This is a genomic window from Rhodococcus qingshengii JCM 15477 (genome assembly GCF_023221595.1).
GTDB lineage: Bacteria > Actinomycetota > Actinomycetes > Mycobacteriales > Mycobacteriaceae > Rhodococcus_F > Rhodococcus_F qingshengii.
The window spans coordinates 844,740-868,461 of record NZ_CP096563.1; the positions used below are offsets into that span (position 1 = coordinate 844,740).

The window sequence follows — 23,722 nt, forward strand, 5'->3', positions numbered from 1 at the left end:
CAGCGTCAATTCCAGGTGAGATCGCCGGTCGCGGCGCTGGGCGTGAGTCCGAACATGCTGTGGCAGATCCGGTTGAGATGGGCGCTGTCGGTGAAACCGGCCTCGTGGGCACTGGTTGTCAGGCTTGCGCCACCGCTCATCACTTCCATGGCGCGTCGTAGCCGCAACCAACGAATGTAGGTCGAAAAACTCATCTGCAGTTGATCGTTGAAGATTCTTCCCAATCGGCCGGGCGAGATGGAGACCAGCGCGGCGGTGTCCGTCATCGTTATCGGCCCCGAAAGTCGCTCGGGCAGTATCGTCAGAGCATGCTCGAGTGCAGGGTGAAGAGCGCGTACGCTCGACGGCTGTCTACTTTCGGACAGTGAATCGATCAGCCTCGCTGCGTATTCCAGATCCGAATCAGCGCCACGGTCCGTCATCGCTACTGCGGTCCGCCCACGGTCCGACCAGTCGGCCACACCACCGTGCTCGGATACAGGCGGCCTGATGCGCCGGCCCATCCCCGTGGTGGAGTCCACGTAGATCGCTCGTCCCCGCGCACCCTCGGAGGCGGATAACGCGTGGACCGCCCCGGATGGAATGACCACGGACCGCACGACTTCACTGTGGCCGTCCCCGTCCGTGACCGTGACGTCCCCGTCGTCGACGATCATGATCTGAACAGCGGCATGCGAATGCATGTGCGCGGATCCCACTGCGCCGGTGAACATGAGAATTCCGGGCTCCATGTGGACGGCGCCGGACCAGGTCATGTCGGAAATCATAGTGACGACCCTGACAGAGCTCGGGGTCCGGTCATCCTCCGGTAGGACCGCACTCGGTTCGAAGATCGTGCGCTGGGCCGATGTGCTGGCGAGGGGGTTCACGAGAAGGTGGAATCATGAACAACGCACAAGCACCCGCAGTCCTGTCGGTCCACGCGCTGGGCAAGTCGTACGGCGACGTTCCAGTGCTCCGAGGTGTATCGCTGGAAGTGCGCGCCGGTACTGCTACGGCCATCATGGGTCCTTCAGGGTCGGGCAAGTCGACTCTGCTGCATTGCATGTCAGGAATCGTCAAGCCCGACTCGGGAGCAATCCTGCTGAGCGGCAGGCATATCGAGAACCTCGGTGAGAACGACCGCAGCCGCCTCCGACGCGAGTCGTACGGATTCGTTTTTCAATCGGGCCAACTGTTGCCGGAGCTTCCGGCGATCGAGAACGTCGCTTTGCCCTTGGTGCTCAACGGGTTGTCCATCGCCGAAGCCAAGCGGACGGCGCACGGCTTCTTTGCGCCATTGGGACTGGACGGGCTGCAGGACCGTCGCCCGGGTCAGATGTCGGGTGGGCAGTCGCAACGTGTGGCGATTGCGCGAGCGTTGGTGACCAAACCCGCCGTTCTCTTCGCAGACGAGCCGACCGGTGCCCTCGACGCGCAGACGAGTTGGGAAGTGATGAGGGTGTTGCGTGATTCGGCTCAACAGATCGGTTCTGCGTTGGTCGTCGTCACTCACGATGCCGAAGTCGCTCGGTGGTGTGATCGCACGATGATGATGCAGGCCGGTTCGCTCGTCGGGACACAGGTGGCGGCATGAAGGCCACAGCGCGCGTTGCATTGATGACGGTGCGAGGTGAAGGCCGAAAGGCCTTGAGTACCTTCGCGCTTCCCGTAACGGCCTTTGCCGCCTCGACGACGTTGTTGCTGACGGTGCTCGGCGGCTACGGTGCATTTGCGGGCAGATCGAGCGAACCCGAAGCCGAGGCGTACCTAGCACTCGCAGGGGTTGCTTCGGTGTTGATGATCGTTCCAGCCGTCACTCTCGGCCTGGCGGCGGCCCGCTTGGGCGCGCGCCGTCGCGACGAACGACTTGCCTCGCTGCGACTCATCGGATCCACCCCTCGCCAGATCGTTGCGCTGTGCGCTGCGGAATCGGGTATCCAGGGCTTGGCCGGTGCGTTGATCGGTGTGGTGGGATACCTCCTCGCGTTGCCGCTCGTAGCTCTCTTGAGATTTCAAGGTCGGACATTCGAGTGGAGTGAGCTTTGGGTAGGCGCACTTCCGCTGGTGGGCATCGTATTCGGAATGACCATCCTGGCTGCTTTGACGTCGATGCTCGGGATGCGCCAGGTGTTCGTGAGCCCGTTGGGCGTCACGGCGGGCAATCCCAGCGCCGCACCGAAGATGATCTTCGCGGTGGCTGGGGTGGGGGTTCTTGTGGGATGGAGTGCATTCGGGGGCTCCGCGGCAAGCATCGCGGCAATCCTGGTGGGCCTTGGTCTCTGCTTCGGCGTTGTTGCGTTGGTCGGTCCGTTCGTCATTTCGCTGCTTGGACGGATCATGCTCAAATGCGCCAAAGACGGTGCTTCGCTGATTGCGGCGCGTCGGGTCTTGGACAATCCGAAGGCTGTGTGGCGCACGGTCAGCGGTGTGACGATGGCCAGCTTTGTTGCCGCAGGCACATCTCTCCTCGCCGCGATAGGCAACGGGGAAGGGCAGGATTTGCAGCCAGGGCAGGAGTTCCTGTTCGCGGACATGAGAACCGGCGTGTTGTTCACTCTCGGAGCAACATTCACGTTGGCGGCAATCTCGTCTGCGCTCACCCAGGTATCCGGGATCCTCGACAACCGTGAGCTGTATCGGAGTCTGACTCTGGCCGGTACACCTGTCGAGGTGATGGACAGCGCCCGCATGCGGCACGTTCGCACTCCCGTGGTGGTGATGGCACTGGCCGGTGCCGGCGCTGCACTGCTGTTCCTCTTCCCACTGGCAGGGGCAGCCGTATTGACCACTCCGATGGCGCTGGTTCAGTTGGGCGTCACCCTGGCTGTGGGGATCGCGTTGGTGTTGGCCAGTGCGTTTGCAGCCAAGCCCGTCATGCGACGGGTACTCGCGGGCTGAATCTCCGCCCCTCGTCCGTCAGTTCTGTCTCCGGAACGGTTCGGCCAACTGGCCGAGGTAGTCGTCCGGGTAGTCGGGCTTGGCCGCCATTCCGAGATCGTCACTGCTGAAGCGCTTTTCCGGATCGAAAGAATAAGTGCGGAACAGGTGATCCCAGATCAGAGTGAACAAACCGAAATTGACGTCACCGATTCCCGCCCACTTCAGGTGATGGAATCGGTGGCCGGCGTTGAGGGCGAGTATCGGGCGCAGGGGGCCGATGCGGTAGTCGGCATTCGAATGCTGAAGCAGGAGTTGGACAGCGACACAAACCGCGAGCGCCGAGGCAACTGGAACGGGCATCCCGAGGAGGATCAGTGGCAGGACGCCACCGGCGGTTTCGAAAGTCTGATGCACGGGGTGCTTCATCAGTCCGTTCATACCGTAGAACCGTTCGAGGCTGTGATGAACCGCGTGGAAACGCCACAACCATCCAACCTTGTGGCTGATCAAATGCACCACGGTGATGCCGAAATCGGCAACCAACACTGCGAAGACGACCTGAAGGACAAACGGAAGACCGCTCGGCCACAGCCCGTCGAACGGAATCACCGCGGCCATCAACGGGATTACCGCGACGCTGACCAAGATGAGGGATTCGTTGACAAACGCATGGACAGCGTCGCGAAACCTGTCCGGTCCCGGGGCATTCCACGAAGATTCGTAGGGAAGCGCCCGTTCGGCCGCGAAAGAGCAGGCCACTGCGAAGAGAATCAATGCCACCAGTGACCATTTCGGCGCGCCGGATGCCGCCAGCGCGATTGCGGCTCCGTTGATTCCCAAGAGCATGAACGGGACGTACCCGTATCTGACGATGAAGGTGAGCATGTATTCGATGGTGCACGGCGCGGGTGGTCCTCGACTTGTACGAATCGGTCGACTTTCAGTCAGCCGAACAAGCGGTGTCGCGTTACTTCGTCAGCACGGTGGCGAGTGCAGCGCTCAGATACGGAGTGATGTTCTCGACGACCCGTGTCACGATCGCAGTGGCGACGTCAGCCGGTTGCAGTGGCACCGACGGTGTCTGCGGCAGCGCCGGGGGAGCAGGCGGAGCGGGCTCGGACATCATCGGCGTGTAGGTGTTGTGCTTCGTGAAGTAGCCGAAGACCGAATCCACGAACACCTCGGGCGCATCACGCGGCTTGGGCATGTTGCAGATGCCGTCACCCTCGATGCAGACTTCCTGCACTGCGATGTCTCCGAATCCGCCGCGTGCTCCGGACATCGTCGCTCCCGGAACGACATTGGGCACTACGGTTTCGATGCCCCCGGCCGAGTTGCGAGGGTCGGCGTAGAGGACGCCTTCGACTTGCGATTGGGGAATGGATCCGTCACGTGCGATGTCCCCGAGAACGTCGCCGGCAATCCGTGCTCCCTGTGAGTATCCGGTGACGACGATCTCGCTGCCCGGGCACTGAGCGTGGAAAGCGTTGACTTCGGTGCGAAGCGTCTGGGCGCCGGCGGCAACGCTCTGGTCGTACGTCTGTTCGCCGAGCGGCCAGAAGCTGGCGGGGTAGGTCACCGGCTTGGAGGCGTAACCCTGGGCGACGTAGCGGTCGGTGACGGGTTGCGTCGTTTGTCCCGTCGGATCCCACGTTCCGCCGACCGCGAATACCGCACCGGCCGGGCACGACCCACCGTCATTCGGGTCCGCTCCGGCAGGTACCGACATCACAAGAGTCACCCCCGCTGTGACTGCAACCGTGCATGCCACTGACATCGCGTATTTCCTCATCGGGCCTGTCCCCATCTATCTACGTTCTCGTTCACTGGCGAGACAACCCGCGGTCCGACGCGTTTCGTTCGGTACTGAAGAGAATGGTGATGGGGCGATAAGTCCTGGAGGTAATCCGTGCGTAAACAGGAAGTTGCCGACCGGCGCTGTTTACTACCAGCGTGTGTGGGGCGTCACGGCGTCGGTACCTGCGGCGGGTGATCCGGCTCGAGGAGGGTTCCGATCTCCTTCCCCATCGACACGGCGTTGTTGAGGTCCGCGTTGGTTGTCGGCCCGAGTGTGGCGTAGACGACGATCGTCGTCTTCGAGTCGGGATAGTAGAGCGCGAGACCGTTGTAACCGCCGTACGACGGGTTCATCACCAGCCAGCCGTCGAGGTGCCCGGTCCCGAAGGAAAAGAACTTGTCCGCCGTCATACTTCCCAAGCCCGCAGTCGTCGGCGCCATCTGCTGCTCGAAAGCCTTGTCGGAGAGTAACTCTCCCGTTCCCAGCGCGCGCACCCACTTTCCGACGTCGGCGACAGGCGCGTTCATGTTTCCGCTGTGCAGGAACGCCGTCGGATTCCAGAAAGTGGAGTCTTCGAATACTCCACGTTCATTGGTGTAACCGTGCAGGATCGGTTCGTCCATCTGCGACGTGAGTACAACGCTGCTGTGATCCATCCCGAGTGGATCGAAGACGCGCTGCTGAAGTAGTTCGCCCAGCGGTTTTCCGGTCGCCTTCTCCATGACGTCGCCGAGCAGCGTCAGGTCGCTGTGCGCGTACGCCCAACTGGTGCCGGGTTCGAACAACGGCGGGCGGGAGTTGGCAAGATCCAGGATCTCTCGAGAAGTCCAGCCCTTCATCGGGTTGTCCGTGAAGAGTTTGAGGAACTGTGGATCGGTCACGTAGTCGGAGATGCCCGACGTGCTGTTGGCCAGCATTCGCGGAGTGATGGTGTCTGCGCGTGGAAAGTTCGGTTCCCACTTCGCGATCGGTTGATCGAGGGGAAGCGTTCCCTCTTCGTCGAGTTGCAGCAGGACTGTCGAGAGCATCGGTTCCATCGGTTGGCCGACGCGCAACTGCATGTCGGTTGTCGCCGGAACTCCGACAGGGGACTCTCCGACGGCGCCGAGAGCAACTTCGTCGTCGCCTCGCCACACCCCGAACACAGCGGCACTGAGGCCCAAGTCGGCCACTTGGCGGCGGACGATGTCCGTGATCTCGGTGGATTCCCGACTGCTCGAGGTGCTGGGAGAGGCGCTGCCCGTGTTTGTTGCGGAGTCATCGTCGGAACTGCACGCAGCGGTTGCAATGGCAACGGTCAAGGCGATCGACAGAGCAGACAGCCGCACCCGAGCGCGGTGGTGGGAGGAAGTCATGCCTGCGATCCCTTCGATGTGGAAATCGAGCAACCGACGCCGAGCAATGTCCCAATTGGCCGAATTTACCGCAGTTGGAAGGAGGAGGGGTCAGATCGACCGTATAGGCGCAACTGCTGTTCCAGTGCAGTCCTCATTCGGGTGCCGCGTCCGGTTCCTCTCGCAGGTCCTGCGCTTGCTGAAGCTCGGCGTTGATGCGACGGGCTTCGGTGAGTTGGTCTTCGAGGATGATGATGCGGCAAGCCGCGTCGAGCGCCGTGCCGTTGGCTACGAGTTCGTGCGCGCGGGCTGCGATGCGCAGCTGGTAGCGGGAGTAGCGGCGATGTCCGCCCTCAGAGCGTTGTGGGGTAAGCAGTTTCGCGGCATCGAGGCTACGAAGGAAAGCTTGCCTGACACCGAGGATCTCGGCCGCATGTCCCATGCTGTACGCAGGATAGTTCTCGTCGTCGAATCTGCCGGAGGGGTCCCCCGGTGGTGTATCTGCCGGAATGGCTCGCTTCTTTCGCTGAACGGACGGGGCCCCCGGCGCGAGGAGCGCCGGGGGCCGGATGGGGTTGAACTTACTTACATAACTGCATTCTTTCGAACTTCCGGACTCGCACAAGACATCCGGTAGCCGCTTTGAAGGGGGGTGCCGGGTCCGACTACACACTCACACACGAATTCGGCCCCGGCACGTCCCTGCCCTGCGGTACTGCTTGCGGGTAGTTCATCTCTCCCGCATCTCTTGACTCGTTCCTTGCTACGAGAAAAAAGATACAACAGCCTCGCGAGAATGTCTACCCTGACCGCTGTAGATATTTTGTTGCGAACATACTAGGTGTTGATATTCAGGAACGGCCTGGTCGCCGGGGGTGAGAGCGCTCAATGTGAGTCATAGGAGATGGATCTGGGACAATGCTCCGATGCGAAATACCCCGAAGTCCGAGTCGTTGTTGCGCGCCCGCGCGGAGAGGGAAGAGCGCACCGGCTCCTCCGAGCATCCAGCTGGTGGCGCGCCGAACCCCGGAGAGGACTCGTCGTCGTCCGAGCCGGGGGCACGCAGCGACAGCGCCACGATTCGGTCGGCTCGGTCCGAGCTCTCAACTCACGCCAGGGCAGTGGAAAGTATGCACGAGGCGATCCATCCTGATCGCGATTGAGGCAGCTGCCTCGTCGGGATGCGGGGGGACTCCTTCATCCCGCTCACTGCAACGCACGACGGCCGCCGCACTCCCGAAAGTAAAGGGAGTGGCGACGACCGTCGAGTTGTCAGAGTGTGCGCTCAGTACTTGAACCTCAAGGCAGCAACTGGTCCAGGAAGGTGTTGCTGAAGACCTTGTGCGGATCCAACGCGTTGAATGCGGCGTTGGCGGTGTCCCAGTTGTCGCTCGATGGGACGCCGTCGCGGTAGGTCTGGGGGAGGCCCTGGGTGATGATCGGGGTGTCGGTGTACGGCTTGTCGGGGCCGAACGCCCAGCCCTTGGACCACTCGGGGCGGAAGGTGGCGTCGTTGTTGTTGTAGTGATTACGCATCCACTGTTCCATTTCGCGGTAGAACGCGAACATGCCGGGGGTTCCGGGGACGCCGAGGACGTTGAGCCAGATGGCGGTGTCCCATTCCGGATGGTCGGGGCGCGGGCGCATGGCCGAGATGGTGGGGGCGCCTGCCGAGTCGACCTCGACATCCGACGGTTGATCGAGGCCGCAGCAACGGATTTCGACGGGGCCGTTGAGGGGGAACTGTCCGATAGAGCGGTAGTACTCCATGCGGCCGTTGAACCACTGGGTGAAGTCGTGGATGACCTGGCCGATGTTGGCGCGCGAGGTGATGACGGCTCCGCCGCCCTCGGTCAGGCGCAGGGTGGTGGCCCGGATGTAGAACTGGACGTCCTTGGACCATCCCCACAGGTCGTTGGAGAACGTCGCGGCGAGTCCGGCAACGGTGGTGGCGTACATGATCTGCCCGAATGCCGGTGCGATGCCCGGGTTTCCGGAGTTGATCTGGCCGATCATGTCGGTGACCGGCTCCGGGAGGTTGTCGGAGAAGATGTAGTTGTACGGTCCGGTCACCTCACGCGAGAACGGCGGCTTGGTGGGTGCAAGTGACCACACCTTCATCCACGGGCGTTCGGTGAAGGGGTACCAGATTGCTTCTGCGCGACCGTTTTCGCGGACGAACTTCTCGAAGGTGCGTCCGGACGCTCCGCGGGCGCCGAAGAGTTCCTGCCAACCGATGTCGGTGTGGCTGACGCAGCGCATGCGGTAGTTGGGGGCGGCCTGCAAGGTGACGGAGGTGAGGAAGGTGCGTCCGAGGTGAGTCAGCAGCGGCTTGATCGCCGCGTCGCTACGTGCATACGTCTTCAGTGCGTACTCGCTGCCGTTCCAGACCACTGCGGTCAGGGACGTGACGAGGTTGGAGAGTGAGCCGAAAGTCTGTCCGGGAACGTGTGCTTCGCCTTCGGCGGGAAGAGCTGCGCCGTGAGCGTCGACGGCGAGGCAGCCGGCAATGGTCAACACACCCGGCGCCGGCAGGTTCGCGAACCCGAGGCCCTGTGCCTGCAGTGCGGTGGTGATGGCGTCGAGGGTCGCGCCGGGTCCTGCGGTGACGGTGGCTGGGCTGCCACCGGCGTTGACGGAGACGCCGGTGAGGTGGACCGTGGTGTCGGCGAGGATGACCTTGTCGACCGGCGCACCGTTGACGATGGTCAGCGGCGTCCAGCCGTGCATGGCACCGCGGGGACGAATGGTGTAGCCGTTGGCATGGCCCCAGTTCGCGAGGCGGACTACGTCTTCGGGCGTCTTGGGCGAACAGGTCCAGATCGCGTCGAGCATGATCTCTTTGGACCAGTTCTGATATGCCTGCTGGTACAGCGCGATGCCTTCGGGGAAGGCAGGCGGCGGCGTGAGGGTGGAGACAGGACCACCCGCGGAGCCGGAGGAGCCGGCGGGGACGGCATAGGCCGGCGTCCAGCCGGCGAATGCGGTCGCTGCCACGGCGCCGGCTCCAGCGGCCATGAAACCTCGTCGGGACAGTCGGAACTTTTCGTCTTGTGCCGTCATCTTCGGGCTACTCCATCGGGTTCGAGAACTACGGTGAGTTCTAACAGGTGGGTATCAGACAGGTTGGTATCAGACAAGAGTGAGAACTACGTCAGCCAGGGCAGGAGCTTCGCGCTCCAGTACGGAAGCTGAGATCAGGAGTCGCCCATTGTCTTTCCAGATCTGGATACTCAAGTTCTCGCCGGGAAATACGACCCCGGCAAAGCGGGCCCGAAATCCGGCTACCCGACTGCTGTCGCCGTCGAGCATGGTATCCACTGCGGTCTTGCAGACCATTCCGTAAGTACACAGTCCATGCAGGATAGGCGCTGGAAAGCCTGCCGCGGAGGCGAATTGCGGATCCGAGTGCAACGGATTCCGATCACCACACATCCGGTACAGCAAAGCCTGCTGTGGAAGCACAGGCGTCACCACTGTCTCATCTGCTTCGCGATCCGGAAGCGTAATCGACTCCGACGGACCACGTTCACCCTCGAAACCACCCTCGCCGCGGGCGAAAATGGACGAGCGAGCTGTCCACAGCGGGTTGCCCTCGGCGTCAACCGTGACGGATTCCTGCACGATCACCGCGGCCTTGCCCTTGTCCCAGATCTCGGCGATTCGAGTTGTGGTGCGGCCACTTCCACTTGCCGGGATCGGCTGATGGACAGTCACTTCCTGGCTTCCGTGCACCACCTTCGCCAGATCGATTTCGACGCCGGGGAACGACACCTTCGGTGCTTCGGTGGCGTGGAAGTTGGCGGCGACGGTGGCAAAGGTGGGTAGTACCTGAGGCTTTTCGTCGTCGAGGTACCGAAGCTCGTTCGGATCAAGCGGACGAGCGCCTGCCCCCAGTGCCAAGTGGTAGTGCTGCACGTCCGACGGGGTCCACGAGAACTCTTGTGGCGCAAGCTCGGCGCCGAGTGCGATCTTCGGATCAATTGGCATGGTCGACCGCCGTCTTTTCAGCTGCAGGTGCTTCGGTTGTCTCGGCCTTCTTCGCACGCTCGACGATGTCGAGTACGGCCAGGTAGCCGAAAGTCATTGCGGGACCGATGGTCGCGCCTGGTCCGGCGTAGGTGTGGCCCATGACCGGAGCGCTCGCGTTGCCAGCCGCGTAGAGGCCGTCGATGACGCTTCCGTCTTCGCGTAATGCTCGGCCGTTGACGTCGGTGCAGATTCCGCCCTTGGTGCCGAGGTCACCCGGAACCATCTTGATGGCGTAGAACGGAGCCTTGCTGATTTCGGCGAGGCTGGGGTTCTTCAGTCGGGGATCGCCGTAGTACGCGTCGTAACCACTGTCACCGCGTCCGAAGTCCTCGTCCTTGCCGTTGCGTGCGAAGCCGTTGAACCGGTCGACGGTTTCGGTCAGCGATGCGACGGGAAGCCCTGTCTTCTCGGCCAATTCGGCGATGGTTCCCGCCTTGACCACGATGCCGGCCTTGAGCCAGCGGCCGGGGAAGGGGGAGCGGGGAGTGATACCGGCAAACGTGTAACGGTTGCGGTAGCGCTGATCGAGAATCATCCACGTCGGGATGTTCTCGCCGGGGCCCTCGCCCTGACCGTACTCACCGCCGTACATCGCATGGGTCGCCTCGACGTACGGAGCCGCCTCGTTGCCGAAGCGCTTGCCCGACATGTTGACCATCATGCAGCCCGGGAGGGTGCGCTCGGAGAGAGCGAACCACGGTCCGCCGGTCAGCGGAATGGACGGGCCCCACCAGGCGTCGTCCATGAAATCGACTGCAGCGCCCACTTCTTGGCCTGCGCGGATACCGTCGCCGGTGTTTGCCTTCGCGCCGACGGTCCATTCGGTGCCGATAGGTGCGCGCTGGTACTTCTCACGCATTTCCTTGTTGTGCTCGAATCCGCCGGATCCCAACACGACTCCGTGGCGAGCGCGGATGACCTGCTCCTCGCCGTCGACGATGACGTTGACGCCGCGAACTGCGCCGTCTTCGGTGTACAGGGAGGTCAGCGGGGTGTTCAGCAGGATGGGTACTCCGGCGGACTGAAGTCCGAGTCGAATACCGGCGACCAGTGCCTGGCCGCGAACCAGCAGATCCTTCTTGGTGGCCTTCGCTGCGAGGAATCGCATGCCGACCTTCATGGCGCGCAGGGGTCCGCGAGGATTGCGCATCAGCAGGTTGAGCCACTTGTAGTCGGCCTGGGTGATGACGAAGTTCTTGGGGGCCTTGACGTAGTCGGGCTCGAGGTTCTTGCGGTCGGCGCCCAACTTGTTGCCGTCGAACGGGGTGGGCTCGACACTGCGGCCACCGAGGCGTCCGCCGGGTGCTTCCGGGTAGTAGTCGGAGTAGCCGGGAACCCACTGCAGCTCGAGCGGGCTGTTCTTCAACACGAACGAGAGCATCTCGGGACCGCGCTCGAGATAGGTGTCGATGCGTTCGGGAGCGACAACGTCGCCGATGATGCTGTGCAGGTAGGAACGTGCGGCCTCCGGTGTATCGGTGACACCGTCCGCTTGAAGTGCCTCGTTGTTGGGGATCCAGACCCCACCACCGGAACGGGCGGTCGATCCGCCGTAGTGGGCGGCTTTCTCCACGATGACCACACTCAAGCCCTGGTGGGCTGCGGTCAAGGCCGCTGTCATACCTGCGGCACCACTGCCGACGACGACGATGTCGTATTCCTGCTTGCTCATGTAGAACACGTTATAGAATGATGGGGGTGTCAGTCCATGCTTTCTGCCAGGAAGTATTTCCGGACGTTGTCATTGATAACGAAACACGTTGCAGTGAGATTGAGGATGGTGCGGTGTGACCTGGGATACTTCGGTTGACGTCCTTGTGGTCGGGTTCGGTGTGGCGGGCGCCAGTGCGGCGCTCGAAGCTGTAGCGGCCGGTTCGTCGGTTTTGGCAATCGACCGAGCACTCGGTGGTGGTGCCAGCACGATTTCCGGAGGAATCTACTACGCCGGCGGCGGCACCGTGATTCAAAAGGAAGCCGGTGTCGAGGACAGTCCCGAAGCCATGCTCGCCTACCTGAACCGCGAGGTCGGTGACGCGGTGACGCCGCAGACTCTGCGCCGGTTCGTCGACGAGAGCCCGGCGTCGATCGACTGGCTGCGCAGTCACGGCGTGCCGTTCGAGGCCTCACTCTGTCCGTACAAGACGTCGTACCCGAGCAACAAGCACTACCTCTACTTCTCGGGTAGCGAATCGGCCGGCGGGTTCCGTGACATCGCAAAACCTGCTCCGCGTGGTCATCGCGCCAAGGGGCGTGGCACGTCGGGAAAGATGCTGTACGGCCCGCTCGCGAAGTCCGCGGAGGCGAAGGGCGTCCAGTTGCTCGGCCAGACGCGAGCGGACCGGCTGATCATCGAGGACGGCCGGGTGATCGGCGTCGAAGCACTGACGCTGCGTGACGCACCCGCCGGAGTTCGTCGCCGTCACGCGACGCTCGGGTCCTTGTCCTCCAAGCCCGGCGTCTACGCACCGCAGTTGCGCACGATTCTCGACGCACTGATCGCGAAGATCGAGAAGAAGCACGCCAAGCGGATTCGTATCCAGGCACGCGGCGGCGTGATCCTCAGCGCCGGCGGCTTCGTGTCCAATCGCGAGATGATGCGTACCCATGCTCCCGCCTACAAGGGCGGTATCCCGCTCGGCACCTCCGGGGACGATGGCAAAGGCATCAACCTCGGTGTCGAAGCCGGGGGAGCCACCGACAAGCTCGGCAATGTGTCCGCCTGGCGATTCATCGTCCCGCCGAGTGCTTTTCTCGGTTCCATTTTGGTGGGTGAATCCGGTGCGCGAATCGTCGACGAGTCCCGTTACGGTGCCGCTCTCGGTCAGGCGATGGCGGAGAAGAGCAGCGGAATCGGTTGGCTGCTGGCAGATTCCGAACTCGTTCGCGAAGCGAAATCGCAGATAGGTGACCAGTCGATGTGGTTCCAGCGGGTGCAGACCACCGGAATGATGCGTACTGCAGTGCGTGGCAACACCATTGCCGAGGTCGCCCGCAAAGCGGGGATAGACGTCGCCGGCCTTCAAGCCACCGTCGACGCGCACAACTCCGCTGCCGCTGCCGGACAACCTGATCCGATGGGTAAACCGTCGGACTTCGTCAGGCCGATACTGTCTGCGCCGTTCACGATGTACGACGTCTCGATCAAGCCCAACATGATGAATCCGTGCCCGATGCTCACGCTCGGTGGATTGGTGGTCGACGAATCGTCCGGCATGGTGAAAAACGAGGCCGGGGAGGGTATCCCTGGTCTGTACGCCGCCGGCCGTACCGCGGTCGGTATCTGTTCCAACTCGTATGTGAGCGGCTTGTCGCTCGCCGACTGCGTATTCTCCGGACGACGAGCCGGTCAGCACGCAGCCGCATTCTCCACAGTCGGAAAGGCCTGAACGATGCTCTCGACGCAGATCCGCGGCGAACTTGCCGACCATCTTGATTCGGCGGAACGGGATCGCGCTCCGATCAGCCCGCTGATCGCCACGTATCCGGACATCGACGTCGTCGACGCCTACGAGATCCAGCTCATCAACATCCGGCGTCGTGTTGCCGGTGGCGCAAAGGTGGTCGGACACAAGGTCGGACTCTCGTCACTGGCGATGCAGCAGATGATGGGCGTAGACGAGCCAGATTACGGTCACCTGCTCGCCGAGATGGAAGAGTTCGAGAACCGTCCGGTCGACACGTCGCGCTTCTGCTTCCCGCGCGTCGAGGTGGAGGTCGCCTTCATTCTGGGAGCAGATCTGCCGGGCGCCGGGTGCACCGAACAAGACGTCATCGACGCTACTGTCGCCTATGCGCCGTCCATCGAGTTGATCGACAGCCGGATCAAGGACTGGAAGATCGGCCTCTCGGACACCATCGCGGACAACGCGTCCTCCGCCGGGTTCATCCTCGGCAAGGAACGAGTTCGCCCGTCGGACATCGACATCAAGGCCATCGACGCGGTGCTGACCTGCAACGGGGAGCGGATTGCGGAGGGGCGCAGCGATGCGGTTCTCGGTAACCCGGTCACCGCTGTCGCGTGGTTGGCGCAGAAGGTCGACACGTTCGGAGTTCGGCTCAAGGCCGGCGACATCGTTCTGCCGGGTTCGTGCACGCGAGCGATCGACGCTCATCCAGGCGACAACTTCCGAGCCGAGTTCAGCGGCCTCGGTTCCGTCTCTCTTCAGTTCACGTAGGAGTAGTCATGACCAAGGCAAGTGTGGCGATCGTCGGATCGGGAAACATCAGTACCGATCTGTTGTACAAACTGCAGCGTTCCGAGTGGCTCGAACCGCGATGGATGATCGGAATCGATCCCGAGAGTGAAGGATTGGCGCGCGCCCGCAAGATGGGACTCGAGACCTCCGCCGAGGGCGTCGACTGGTTGCTCAGCCAGGCGGAGAAACCGGACCTGGTCTTCGAGGCGACGTCGGCATACGTGCACCGCGAGGCAGCACCACGCTACGAGGCCGCCGGTATCCGTGCCGTCGACCTGACTCCGGCCGCGGTCGGCCCGGCTGTGGTTCCGCCCGCGAACCTGCGTGAGCACCTGGACGCGCCCAACGTCAACATGATCACTTGCGGTGGGCAGGCAACCATTCCGATCGTCTACGCGGTGTCGCGTGTCGTCGACGTGGCGTACGCCGAGATCGTCGCCTCCGTTGCATCATTGTCCGCCGGCCCGGGAACTCGCGCGAACATCGATGAGTTCACCAAGACCACCAGCCGCGGTATCGAGACCATCGGCGGCGCACAGCGCGGCAAGGCGATCATCATCCTCAACCCCGCGGACCCCCCGATGATCATGCGCGACACAATCTTCTGCGCTATCCCCGAAGACGCCGATCAGGCCGCGATCACCGACTCCATTCACCGCGTCGTCAAGGACATCCAGCAGTACGTGCCCGGCTACCGGTTGCTCAACGAACCGCAGTTCGACGAACCGAGCGTCGTTTCCGGTGGCTATGCAACGGTCACCACGTTCGTCGAGGTCGAAGGCGCAGGCGATTTCCTGCCGCCGTACGCGGGCAACCTCGACATCATGACGGCAGCAGCCACCAAGGTGGGCGAGGAAATCGCCCAGAAGCTTCTGAGTGTGAAGGCATGAGCGACATGATTCATTTCGATTCGAGCTGGGACATCCGCGTCACCGACACGTCGCTGCGCGACGGCTCCCACCACAAGCGTCATCAGTTCACCGTTGACGAAGTACGAGCCATCGTCGGTGCCCTCGACGGAGCCGGAGTGCCGGTCATCGAGGTCACTCACGGCGACGGCCTCGGCGGGTCCTCCTTCAATTACGGCTTCTCGAAGACTCCCGAGCAGGAACTGATCAAAGCTGCAGTCGAGACGGCGACCAACGCGAAGATCGCCTTCCTGATGCTGCCCGGACTGGGCATCAAGGACGACATCGTCATCGCACAGGACAACGGTGCGTCCATCTGCCGCATCGCAACTCACTGCACCGAGGCAGACGTATCCATCCAGCACTTCGGCCTCGCGCGTGAGCGTGGACTCGAAACAGTCGGATTCCTCATGATGGCTCACTCGATTCCGCCGGAGAAGCTGGCCAAGCAGGCTCGCATCATGGCCGACGCGGGTTGCCAGTGTGTGTACGTGGTCGACTCCGCCGGCGCACTTGTGCTCGAGCAGGTATCCGATCGCGTCGAGGCGCTGGTTCAGGAACTCGGCAACGACGCTCAGGTCGGCTTCCACGGACATGAGAACCTGGGCCTGGGCGTCGCCAATTCCATTGCGGCAGTTCGTGCGGGAGCCAAGCAGATCGACGGTAGTACCCGTCGGTTCGGTGCCGGCGCCGGCAACGCCCCGGTCGAGGCGTTTGTCGGTGTCTGCGACAAGATCGGAGTCAAGACCGGTATCGACTTCTTCGCGATCGCCGATGCAGCCGAAGACGTTGTGCGCCCGGCAATGCCGCAGGAGTGCCTGCTCGATCGTCAGGCACTGATGATGGGCTACGCCGGCGTGTACTCGAGCTTCCTCAAGCATGCCGAGCGTCAGGCCGAGCGGTACGGAGTGTCGTCCGCGGAACTGTTGGTGCGCGCAGGTAAGCGCAAGTTGGTCGGCGGACAGGAAGATCAGTTGATCGACATTGCGCTGGAACTCCAGCGCGAAGCAGCGGCTTCCTAGCCCATGGCAGACGTACTGGCCGGAAAAGTGGCCTTGGTGACCGGCGCGTCCTCAGGGTTGGGGCGCGCCGTCACCGAGATTCTCCACCGCAGGGGCGCGGAGGTTTTCGGTATCGCCCGCGAAAAGGAAAAGCTGCGACAGTCGATGGTCGAGGTGGTCGGCGCGGATGGAGAGCGTCGTTTCGCGGCGACGGACGTCTCGGATTCCGCTCAGTGTGATGCGGCCGTGCAAGCGTGTGTCGACGAACTCGGTGGTATCGACATCCTCGTCAACGTGGCGGGATCGCACTCGCTTCGTCATACGGCGGATATTGCGGATTCCGAATGGGCACATGACCTTGCGGTCAATCTGAACGGACCGTTCTTCCTTTCCCGAGCAGCACTGCCGCACTTGCTGGAACGGGGCGGCAACATCGTCAACGTCTCCTCGATCGCGGGGCTGGAAGGGCAGGCGTACTCGGCTGGATACTGTGCTGCCAAGCACGGACTCATCGGACTGACCCGAGCGATGGCGATGGAGTTCACCGGAAAGTCTCTGCGTGTCAACGCAATCTGCCCCGGCGGCATGATGACTCCTCAAGTTACCGGATTCACCTTCCCCGACGGAGTCGACTTCGACCTCGTCATGAAGGTTGCCTCGCCACGTGGCTTGATGGAAGCCGAGGACGTTGCGAAGATGGTGGCTTTCGTTGCCTCCGACGACGCCGCGGCGATACACGGGGCCGTCTACTCGGTGGACAACGGAAAAATGGCATGACCCCGTTGGTCTCGGGACCGATCTTCCAGATCTGCTGGGTGGTCGAGGAGATCGAGGCCGCCGAACAGGAGTTCACTCGGCAGTGGGGAGTGGAGCGATGGCTACGTATGCCAGACATCGCCTTTGGTCCCGAGAGCACAACGTATCGAGGTGAGCCCGCGGACTATGTCGTTCACGTGTCGATCGGATATGCGGGCAGCCAACAGCTCGAGTTGATCCAACCAGTGTCCGGACGCAACCTGTACACGGAGTTCCTGGAGACTCACGGCGTCGGAGTTCATCACATGGCTTGGGTTCCAGGCGATTACGAGGCGACGTTGCTCGAGGCCGAACGTCGCGGAATGTCGGTGGTGCAACAAGGTCGGGTAGAGGGCGCCGGCATGGACTTCTCCTACCTCGATGCCGGGCCGTTGGGTGGATACGTCGAGTTGATGAAGCTCTCGCCCGAGATTCGGTTGATGTTCGCTTCGCTCATTCCTGATTGACGGCAAACACTTTCGTGAAGTAATCGGAAACGTTCTCCGGGTGACCACGGAATCCGAGGTAGCCGTCGGGGCGAATGACCAGCGCCGCCGTACCTTCGACCCCATACGCGGCGCACAGTTGCGAGGCGTTGTCCTCGATGATCGGCACCAGCGAGTCGACGGTCACGGTTCCCGGTGGCACTATCGCGTAGACGTCCAGCAAGCCGTGCGCTGATCGAATTGCGGCGTCGGCGACCTTCTCCAAGCTGTTGATGCTCTCCGCGGATCCGTCCGAAGTCAGCAGTAACGTGTGGTCGACTCCTGACAGCAAGTCGAACAACCGAATTGGATACTGCACACCGTCTCGGCGCATTCCGCGTGCATCGGGTGCACGCTCGCCCGGTTGAACGTGTGGACTCGAAGAATTACGCCCGGTGTTCAGCGGACTCTCCGAGTAGTCGATCAACAATTGAGCCTGGCGCCGCATTGCCGTGTCGATGGAAGACTCTCCCGAACCGATTCCTTCTCGAGCATTTCGGACGGTCATCCCGACGACTTCTTCACCGACCGGCCGTCTTTCGGCATCGTAGGTCTCGAGAAGATCTGCTGTTGCAACGCCTTTGACGGCGAGCGCTATCTTCCACGCAAGATTGTGGGCGTCCTGGATCCCGGTGTTCATGCCCTGCGCGCCAGTCGGGGGATGGATGTGCGCGGCGTCGCCGGCGACAAAAACCCGTCCGCGACCGTAAGCGTCGACGATGCGGTGGCTGATGCGGAAGACCGAGGACCATCGCAGCATCGAGGCGGTTGTCGGTTCTGGGGACAGTCTGTCGAGCACGGCCTGGATGTGATGGAGTTCCGGTTTCTTGCCGGTTGAAAAACCGTGTTGTACAGCGGCTTTGTTCGACGATTCGCCCGGCATCAACTCGTCCGGAACGAGCATCGACATGCGGTACCGCTTGTGTCCGGGAAGTGGGATGCAGACGAGTAGGTCGTCGGTGGTTCCGTCGTCGGTGGTGTGGTTGGCGCGGACGGAGTAGCCGCTGGGGATCGACCAGTCGACTTCGACGTCGCCGAGCATGTAGCTCTCGGCAAACGCGCCGCCCTCGAAGCTCAGGCCCAGCCCTTTGCGGACCACGCTGTGCGCGCCGTCGGAACCCACCAGGTACCGGGCTGTCACAGTGCTGCCGTCGCTGAGGGTGCAGGTGACGGCGTCGTCGGACTGTTCGAATGCAGTGAGGCCGACTCCGCGTTCGACGGTTGTTCCCAACTCGGTGAGGATGCGCTCCGTCGAGTACTGAGGCAGGCAGAGAAACCAGTAAGGAACGTCGTCGGGGAGGGTGAGGTCGACGCGGCCGACCTCGACGCCGTTCGTGTACATGATCTGACCGCGCATCAATGTCGAGGCGTCGAGTGCCTGGCGGAGCACCCCCATGTTCTCGAAGAGTTCGAGAGTGCGTGGCTGAATCCCGACGGCTTTCGCGTATTGCCGCGGTTCGTCGAGCGGGTCGACTATTCGGCACGAGATACCGCGTCTGCGCAGCTCGATCGCGGTGGTCAAGCCGATCGGGCCGGCGCCCGCTACCAATACGTCGGTATCCATCAGGACCCACTCACGTCGGGGACAGTCGGTCATTTCAGTATGGGTAAGCGAACTTTTGTTTTGGGGAAATTCGCGCAGATCGGGCATTTTGGGGCTTTCCGCACGGGTTGCAGACGTTGAGGTCGTGGGAAGATCGCGACGTGAAGGCAGGCGAGTTGCATCATGAGCCGCCGGGGTACCGGTGCCCGTTCTGTCGCTTCGCGCTGGGCGAGTTCGACGAGCACAACTCGTCGACCGACCTGGTTGCTCGAACCGACCACGCAATCGCTCGGATTTCCCCGAAGTGGTGGCCGGGCAACCCCGGCCACGTACTTGTGTCGCCGATCGAGCACTTCGAGAATCTCTACACTTTGCCCACGAGCGTCGGGCACTCGGTTTTCGACCTGGTTCAGGCCGTGGCTGTTGCAATTCGTGAAGCCTACGGCTGCGACGGCGTCTCGACCCGGCAGCACAACGAACCGGCGGGCAACCAGGACGTCTGGCACCACCACGTCCACGTATTTCCGCGATACGAGGACGACCACCTGTATTCCCGGCATGGCGAGGCGGCCTACGTTCCGCCTGAGGCGCGAGCGCCTTTCGGCGCACTTTTGCGCCCTCGATTCCTTGAACGCTGATCTGCCGCCAAATCCAAGTGATGTACAAATCTGCGTGTTTGTAAAACTTTTACCTCAAAAATCGTTGACAAAACGCCATCATTTGTCCACTCTCTATACATAGATGTTGTTCGTGTCGCGGATTGCCGCGCAGGACGCACTCACTGATCCGAACGAGAACTGGAGAATTCGATGGCGGCGTTGGTGTACACCGAGCCAGATGGTCGGCTCGCAACTTGGAGAGACCGGAAACGCTACTTGTGGCTGCTGGCGCTGATTCCGTCATCGGCAACTTTCATCGCCGTGGGGCTTGTTACCGCCACCGGATGGAATGTCTTCTGGTGGACCGGCCCACTGATCGCGTTTGCTCTCATTCCCGTCATCGACATCCTGGCGGGTGAGGACGGGAAGAATCCGCCCGACGAGGTGATCGACGAACTCGAGAACGACCGCTTCTACCGGTGGTGCACCTACGCCTATCTGCCGCTGCAGTACACGGCCTTCTTCCTGTCCTGCTACATCTGGGCGCGTTGGGATTTGAGCGTTCTCTCCAATATCGGACTCGCAGTGACGATCGGTGTGACGGCCGGAATCGGCATCAACACAGCCCATGAACTCGGGCACAAGAAGGAGAGCGTCGAGCGCTGGTTGTCCAAAATCGTTCTCGCACAGAGTGCTTACGGTCACTTCTACCTCGAGCACAACCGTGGCCACCATGTGCGAGTGTCGACTCCGGAAGATCCGGCGACCTCGCGCTTCGGTGAGACCCTCTACGGTTTCTGGCCGCGCAGCGTCGGCGGGGGATTGAAGTCGGCGTGGCATCTCGAGAAGACCCGCTTCGAGCGTTTGGGCACCACGCACTGGAGCATCAAGAACGACGTGCTCAACGCCTGGCTCATGTCGGTTGTTCTGTTCGGTGTCGCGCTTGCAGTATTCGGGATCGGCATCGCGCCGTACCTCGTGATCCAGGCGTTCATCGGGTTTTCGCTGCTCGAAGCGATCAACTACCTCGAGCACTACGGACTCCTGCGTCAGAAAACCGCAAGCGGACGGTACGAGCGATGCACGCCGGCGCACAGCTGGAACAGTGATCGCATCTGCACCAACGTCTTCCTTTATCACTTGCAGCGGCACAGCGATCATCATGCGAATCCGACACGGCGCTACCAGGCGCTTCGCAGTATGGAAGAGGCCCCTCAGCTCCCGAGCGGCTACGCCAGCATGATCATGCTCGCCACAGTTCCGCCCCTGTGGCGCAAGGTGATGGACCACCGCGTTCTCGAGCACTACCGAGGTGACATCACCCAGGTCAACATCGCGCCGAAGAAGCGGGCCAAGATCCTCGCAGCCTACGGGGTGAACGCATGAACGCCTACATCTGCCCGATCTGCGACTACACGTACACCGAATCGACAGGTGCTGCGCGAGAAGGCTTTCCGCCCGGCACGCCGTGGTCGAGTATCCCGGACGACTGGTGCTGCCCCGACTGCGGCGTCCGCGAGAAGGTCGACTTCACCCTCGTCACGCAATCCTGATCGAAATACCCACCGGTGAAAGGAAAACCGATGTCCGAGACTGCCACTGCTTACAAATTGTTCCGCTGCCTCCAGTGCGGGTTCGAATACGACGAAGCGATCGGCTGGCCCGACGACGGTATCGAGCCGGGTACTCGCTGGGACGAGATTCCCGAAGACTGGTCCTGCCCTGATTGTGGTGCCGCCAAAGTCGATTTCGAAATGGTGGAGGTGAACCGCTGATGACAGCGGTCAGCGAGCCCGACACACGCACCGTCGTGATCGTGGGCACGGGCATCGCCGGTTCCGGTGCCGCGCAGGCCCTGCGCAAGGAAGGGTTCGGCGGCAGCATCATCCTGATCGGCAGCGAACCTGAGGAGCCGTACCGCCGCCCGGCGCTGTCGAAGGAGCTACTGTCCGGGAAAGCGTCGTTCGATCGGGTTCGGTTGCGGCCGTCGACTTTCTGGACCGAGCAGAGTATCGATATGGTGGAGGTGAACCGCTGATGACAGCGGTCAGCGAGCCCGACACACGCACCGTCGTGATCGTGGGCACGGGCATCGCCGGTTCCGGTGCCGCGCAGGCCCTGCGCAAGGAAGGGTTCGGCGGCAGCATCATCCTGATCGGCAGCGAACCTGAGGAGCCGTACCGCCGCCCGGCGCTGTCGAAGGAGCTACTGTCCGGGAAAGCGTCGTTCGATCGGGTTCGGTTGCGGCCGTCGACTTTCTGGACCGAGCAGAGTATCGATCTTCGGATCGGCGCAACTGTCACGAGTATCGACACAGATTCCCGCACAGTACTTTTAGCCGACGGTGACAGCATCGACTACGACGTTCTGATTCTTGCCACGGGTGGACGGTCCCGACGGTTGGAGAACGAAGATTCCGAGCGTGTTCACTATCTTCGAGATATCGCAGACATGCGACGCTTGCAATCCCAGCTGATCGAAGGATCCTCGCTTTTGGTGGTCGGCGGTGGCTTGATCGGATCGGAGGTGGCGTCAACGGCACGCGACTTGGGTTGCAGTGTGCAGGTTCTCGAAGCGCAACCGTTGCCCCTGTCCAGGCTGCTTCCACCGTCGATAGCGGAGAAGATCGCCGCGCTGCACGCCTTGGCGGGCGTCGACTTGCAGACGGGAGTCGACCTCGAGACGCTGACGACAGGTGCCGACGGTGTCACCGCACGCGCGCGTGACGGACGCGAGTGGACAGCGGACTTGGCCGTCGTCGCAATCGGATCCTTGCCCGATACCGATGTGGCTGCTGCTGCGGGTATTGCGGTGGACAACGGGATTTCGGTAGACCGATACCTCCGGACCTCCGTCGTTGATGTGTACGCGATCGGCGATGTGGCCAACGTGCCCAACGGTTTTCTCGGCGGCATGCACCGTGGTGAGCACTGGAACACCGCGCAGGACCACGCAGTTGCAGTTGCCAAGACCATCGTCGGGAAGGAAGAACCCTTCGAATCCGTCCCTTGGAGTTGGTCGAACCAATTCGGCCGCAACATTCAAGTAGCTGGTTGGCCAGGCGCGGACGACACCGTAATAGTTCGAGGAGACTTGGACTCCTATGACTTCACTGCGATCTGCATGCGCGACGGAAATATCGTCGGTGCTGTGAGCGTGGGCCGGCCGAAGGACATTCGTGCCGTGCGAACCCTTATCGAACGCTCCCCGGACATCAGCGCCGACGTACTCGCCGATACAAACAGGGATCTGACCGAACTTGCGGCGGGTCTTGTCGCCTCACCGGTGCTCTGAGTGCACTCGTGACTTCTGTGGCTTGCGTGTCCACCGTTTTGACACCGAGCACGGGCGATGGAAATCTTCCCGATATGTCCACCGCTCGTGCCCGTGTCCCGTACCACGAGGCAGCTCGTCAACTCCTCCGTGCGTCAGCGCTCGACGCCACACGCGAACTCTTGACCGAGAAATCGTGGAACGACATCACGATGGCGCATATCGCGGAAGCTGCGGGCATGAGCCGGCAGACGTTGTACAAGGAGTTCACGTCCCGCCAGGGATTGGCGTCCGGATACCTCATCCGTTTCGTTGACGAGTTCCTCGAAGAGGTGGAACGCGAAGTAACGCTCCATCATTCGGATCCGCGGGGCGCGGTCTCGGCAGCCTTCCGTGCCTTCTTCGACGCCGGTGCCCGGGATCCGATGGTGGTCAGCATTGTCGGTCCCCGGCCGCAGCACGACCTGCTGAGCTTGGTCACCACTGACGGGACTCCGCTGCTCGAACATGCGAGCGCGAGGTTGGCCGAGATCTTCATGACCAGTTGGGCGAACGTCGACCGCATCCATGCCGAGATGTTCGGCAGCACGATAGTGCGTCTGGCGATCAGTCACGTGACGTTGTCTTTCGGTACCCCCGATCAGATCGCCGAGAACCTGGGGGAGATGTTCGGGCCGTTCCTCGATCAGGTCATCGGTTCGGGCACAGTCGAACCGAACTGAGCCGACAGGATCGATACGGTTTCCGGGCTAGGACGGAAGTTCGATCGAGCGTGATCGCCGTAGTTCTTTGGTGGGAAATATCGTCGTTATGTGTGAATCCGCGTCTCACTTCTCGGTAGCGTGCCGGGCGTAGATCGAGGTGCGATCCGCAGGGGGTGGCTCTCGTGAATTTCC

25 protein-coding genes are annotated in these 23,722 nt (G+C 62.2%); 16 read left to right on the forward strand and 9 right to left on the reverse strand.

Annotation, left to right across the window (positions count from 1 at the left end; all coding sequences use genetic code 11):
• Positions 1–5: 5 nt before the first annotated feature.
• Positions 6–755: a helix-turn-helix transcriptional regulator gene (locus M0639_RS03855; RefSeq protein ID WP_063315161.1), complete on the reverse strand. Its 750-nt coding sequence runs from the start codon at positions 753–755 to the stop codon at positions 6–8.
• Between the two features lie 128 nt (positions 756–883).
• Between M0639_RS03855 and M0639_RS03860 the strand changes: the two genes are divergently transcribed.
• Positions 884–1,576, forward strand: a complete 693-nt coding sequence (locus M0639_RS03860) for an ABC transporter ATP-binding protein (RefSeq protein WP_020906134.1) — start codon at positions 884–886, stop codon at positions 1,574–1,576.
• Positions 1,573–2,880, forward strand: coding sequence for an FtsX-like permease family protein (locus tag M0639_RS03865; protein ID WP_054188044.1), 1,308 nt, complete (start codon positions 1,573–1,575; stop codon positions 2,878–2,880). The genes M0639_RS03860 and M0639_RS03865 overlap by 4 nt, the downstream gene beginning before the upstream one ends.
• Before the next feature lie 18 nt (positions 2,881–2,898).
• Here the strand turns inward: M0639_RS03865 and M0639_RS03870 are convergent, their stop codons facing one another.
• From M0639_RS03870 to M0639_RS03885, 4 genes are all read right to left on the reverse strand, one after another.
• The gene (locus M0639_RS03870) at positions 2,899–3,747 is read right to left on the reverse strand and encodes a sterol desaturase family protein (protein ID WP_020906136.1); all 849 of its coding nucleotides are present in this window, start codon (positions 3,745–3,747) and stop codon (positions 2,899–2,901) included.
• A gap of 82 nt (positions 3,748–3,829) precedes the next feature.
• Positions 3,830–4,639 carry a PE-PPE domain-containing protein gene (locus M0639_RS03875; RefSeq protein ID WP_003945630.1) on the reverse strand — a complete coding sequence of 270 codons (810 nt, stop codon included), beginning with the start codon at positions 4,637–4,639 and terminating at the stop codon, positions 3,830–3,832.
• 188 nt (positions 4,640–4,827) lie between these two features.
• Entirely contained in the window at positions 4,828–6,015 is a 1,188-nt protein-coding gene (locus M0639_RS03880; RefSeq protein WP_050794088.1) for a serine hydrolase domain-containing protein, read from the reverse strand.
• Positions 6,016–6,148: 133 nt separating this feature from the next.
• Complete coding sequence (locus tag M0639_RS03885; protein WP_003945791.1) at positions 6,149–6,436, reverse strand: MerR family transcriptional regulator; 288 nt, start codon at positions 6,434–6,436, stop codon at positions 6,149–6,151.
• A gap of 484 nt (positions 6,437–6,920) precedes the next feature.
• On the opposite strand from M0639_RS03885, the gene M0639_RS03890 reads away from it, so the two are divergent.
• Positions 6,921–7,157: a hypothetical protein gene (locus M0639_RS03890; RefSeq protein WP_007734072.1), complete on the forward strand. Its 237-nt coding sequence runs from the start codon at positions 6,921–6,923 to the stop codon at positions 7,155–7,157.
• A gap of 136 nt (positions 7,158–7,293) precedes the next feature.
• Here the strand turns inward: M0639_RS03890 and M0639_RS03895 are convergent, their stop codons facing one another.
• From M0639_RS03895 to kstD, 3 genes are all read right to left on the reverse strand, one after another.
• Positions 7,294–9,057: a cholesterol oxidase substrate-binding domain-containing protein gene (locus tag M0639_RS03895; protein WP_007734073.1), complete on the reverse strand. Its 1,764-nt coding sequence runs from the start codon at positions 9,055–9,057 to the stop codon at positions 7,294–7,296.
• 69 nt (positions 9,058–9,126) lie between these two features.
• The gene (locus tag M0639_RS03900) at positions 9,127–9,984 is read right to left on the reverse strand and encodes a MaoC/PaaZ C-terminal domain-containing protein (protein WP_064075140.1); all 858 of its coding nucleotides are present in this window, start codon (positions 9,982–9,984) and stop codon (positions 9,127–9,129) included.
• Positions 9,974–11,698: a 3-oxosteroid 1-dehydrogenase gene (gene kstD / locus M0639_RS03905; RefSeq protein ID WP_007734077.1), complete on the reverse strand. Its 1,725-nt coding sequence runs from the start codon at positions 11,696–11,698 to the stop codon at positions 9,974–9,976. Before kstD ends, M0639_RS03900 begins: the two co-directional genes overlap by 11 nt.
• Positions 11,699–11,813: 115 nt before the next feature.
• Here kstD and M0639_RS03910 point away from each other — a divergent pair, with 115 nt between their 5' ends.
• The 6 genes from M0639_RS03910 to M0639_RS03935 are packed head-to-tail and all read left to right on the forward strand — an operon-like array spanning position 11,814 to position 17,393.
• Positions 11,814–13,412: an FAD-binding protein gene (locus M0639_RS03910; protein WP_064075141.1), complete on the forward strand. Its 1,599-nt coding sequence runs from the start codon at positions 11,814–11,816 to the stop codon at positions 13,410–13,412.
• A gap of 3 nt (positions 13,413–13,415) precedes the next feature.
• Positions 13,416–14,201: a 2-keto-4-pentenoate hydratase gene (locus M0639_RS03915; RefSeq protein WP_042449395.1), complete on the forward strand. Its 786-nt coding sequence runs from the start codon at positions 13,416–13,418 to the stop codon at positions 14,199–14,201.
• Between the two features lie 8 nt (positions 14,202–14,209).
• A complete protein-coding gene (locus M0639_RS03920; protein WP_054826815.1) occupies positions 14,210–15,112 on the forward strand; it encodes an acetaldehyde dehydrogenase (acetylating) in 903 nt (300 codons plus the stop codon).
• Positions 15,109–16,152, forward strand: coding sequence for a 4-hydroxy-2-oxovalerate aldolase (gene dmpG, locus M0639_RS03925; protein WP_007734084.1), 1,044 nt, complete (start codon positions 15,109–15,111; stop codon positions 16,150–16,152). The genes M0639_RS03920 and dmpG overlap by 4 nt, the downstream gene beginning before the upstream one ends.
• A gap of 3 nt (positions 16,153–16,155) precedes the next feature.
• Positions 16,156–16,908, forward strand: coding sequence for an SDR family NAD(P)-dependent oxidoreductase (locus M0639_RS03930; RefSeq protein WP_064075142.1), 753 nt, complete (start codon positions 16,156–16,158; stop codon positions 16,906–16,908).
• Positions 16,905–17,393: a VOC family protein gene (locus tag M0639_RS03935; protein ID WP_064075143.1), complete on the forward strand. Its 489-nt coding sequence runs from the start codon at positions 16,905–16,907 to the stop codon at positions 17,391–17,393. The genes M0639_RS03930 and M0639_RS03935 overlap by 4 nt, the downstream gene beginning before the upstream one ends.
• Here M0639_RS03935 and M0639_RS03940 read toward each other — a convergent pair.
• Positions 17,380–18,975 (reverse strand): FAD-dependent monooxygenase, encoded by a 1,596-nt coding sequence (locus M0639_RS03940; RefSeq protein WP_082893267.1) that lies wholly within the window; start codon positions 18,973–18,975, stop codon positions 17,380–17,382. The genes M0639_RS03935 and M0639_RS03940 overlap by 14 nt on opposite strands.
• Positions 18,976–19,115: 140 nt before the next feature.
• Here M0639_RS03940 and M0639_RS03945 point away from each other — a divergent pair, with 140 nt between their 5' ends.
• From M0639_RS03945 to M0639_RS03975, 7 genes are all read left to right on the forward strand, one after another.
• Positions 19,116–19,592: an HIT family protein gene (locus tag M0639_RS03945; protein ID WP_007734089.1), complete on the forward strand. Its 477-nt coding sequence runs from the start codon at positions 19,116–19,118 to the stop codon at positions 19,590–19,592.
• 171 nt (positions 19,593–19,763) lie between these two features.
• Positions 19,764–20,939 carry an alkane 1-monooxygenase gene (locus M0639_RS03950; protein WP_003945652.1) on the forward strand — a complete coding sequence of 392 codons (1,176 nt, stop codon included), beginning with the start codon at positions 19,764–19,766 and terminating at the stop codon, positions 20,937–20,939.
• Positions 20,936–21,106 carry a rubredoxin gene (locus tag M0639_RS03955; RefSeq protein ID WP_007734092.1) on the forward strand — a complete coding sequence of 57 codons (171 nt, stop codon included), beginning with the start codon at positions 20,936–20,938 and terminating at the stop codon, positions 21,104–21,106. Before M0639_RS03950 ends, M0639_RS03955 begins: the two co-directional genes overlap by 4 nt.
• A gap of 30 nt (positions 21,107–21,136) precedes the next feature.
• Positions 21,137–21,328, forward strand: a complete 192-nt coding sequence (locus tag M0639_RS03960) for a rubredoxin (protein ID WP_050655879.1) — start codon at positions 21,137–21,139, stop codon at positions 21,326–21,328.
• Positions 21,328–21,591, forward strand: coding sequence for an FAD-dependent oxidoreductase (locus M0639_RS03965; RefSeq protein WP_064075144.1), 264 nt, complete (start codon positions 21,328–21,330; stop codon positions 21,589–21,591). The genes M0639_RS03960 and M0639_RS03965 overlap by 1 nt, the downstream gene beginning before the upstream one ends.
• Positions 21,591–22,847, forward strand: coding sequence for an NAD(P)/FAD-dependent oxidoreductase (locus M0639_RS03970; protein WP_058227280.1), 1,257 nt, complete (start codon positions 21,591–21,593; stop codon positions 22,845–22,847). Before M0639_RS03965 ends, M0639_RS03970 begins: the two co-directional genes overlap by 1 nt.
• A 74-nt stretch (positions 22,848–22,921) precedes the next feature.
• Complete coding sequence (locus M0639_RS03975) at positions 22,922–23,548, forward strand: TetR/AcrR family transcriptional regulator (RefSeq protein WP_007734097.1); 627 nt, start codon at positions 22,922–22,924, stop codon at positions 23,546–23,548.
• The last annotated feature ends 174 nt before the right edge of the window (positions 23,549–23,722 follow it).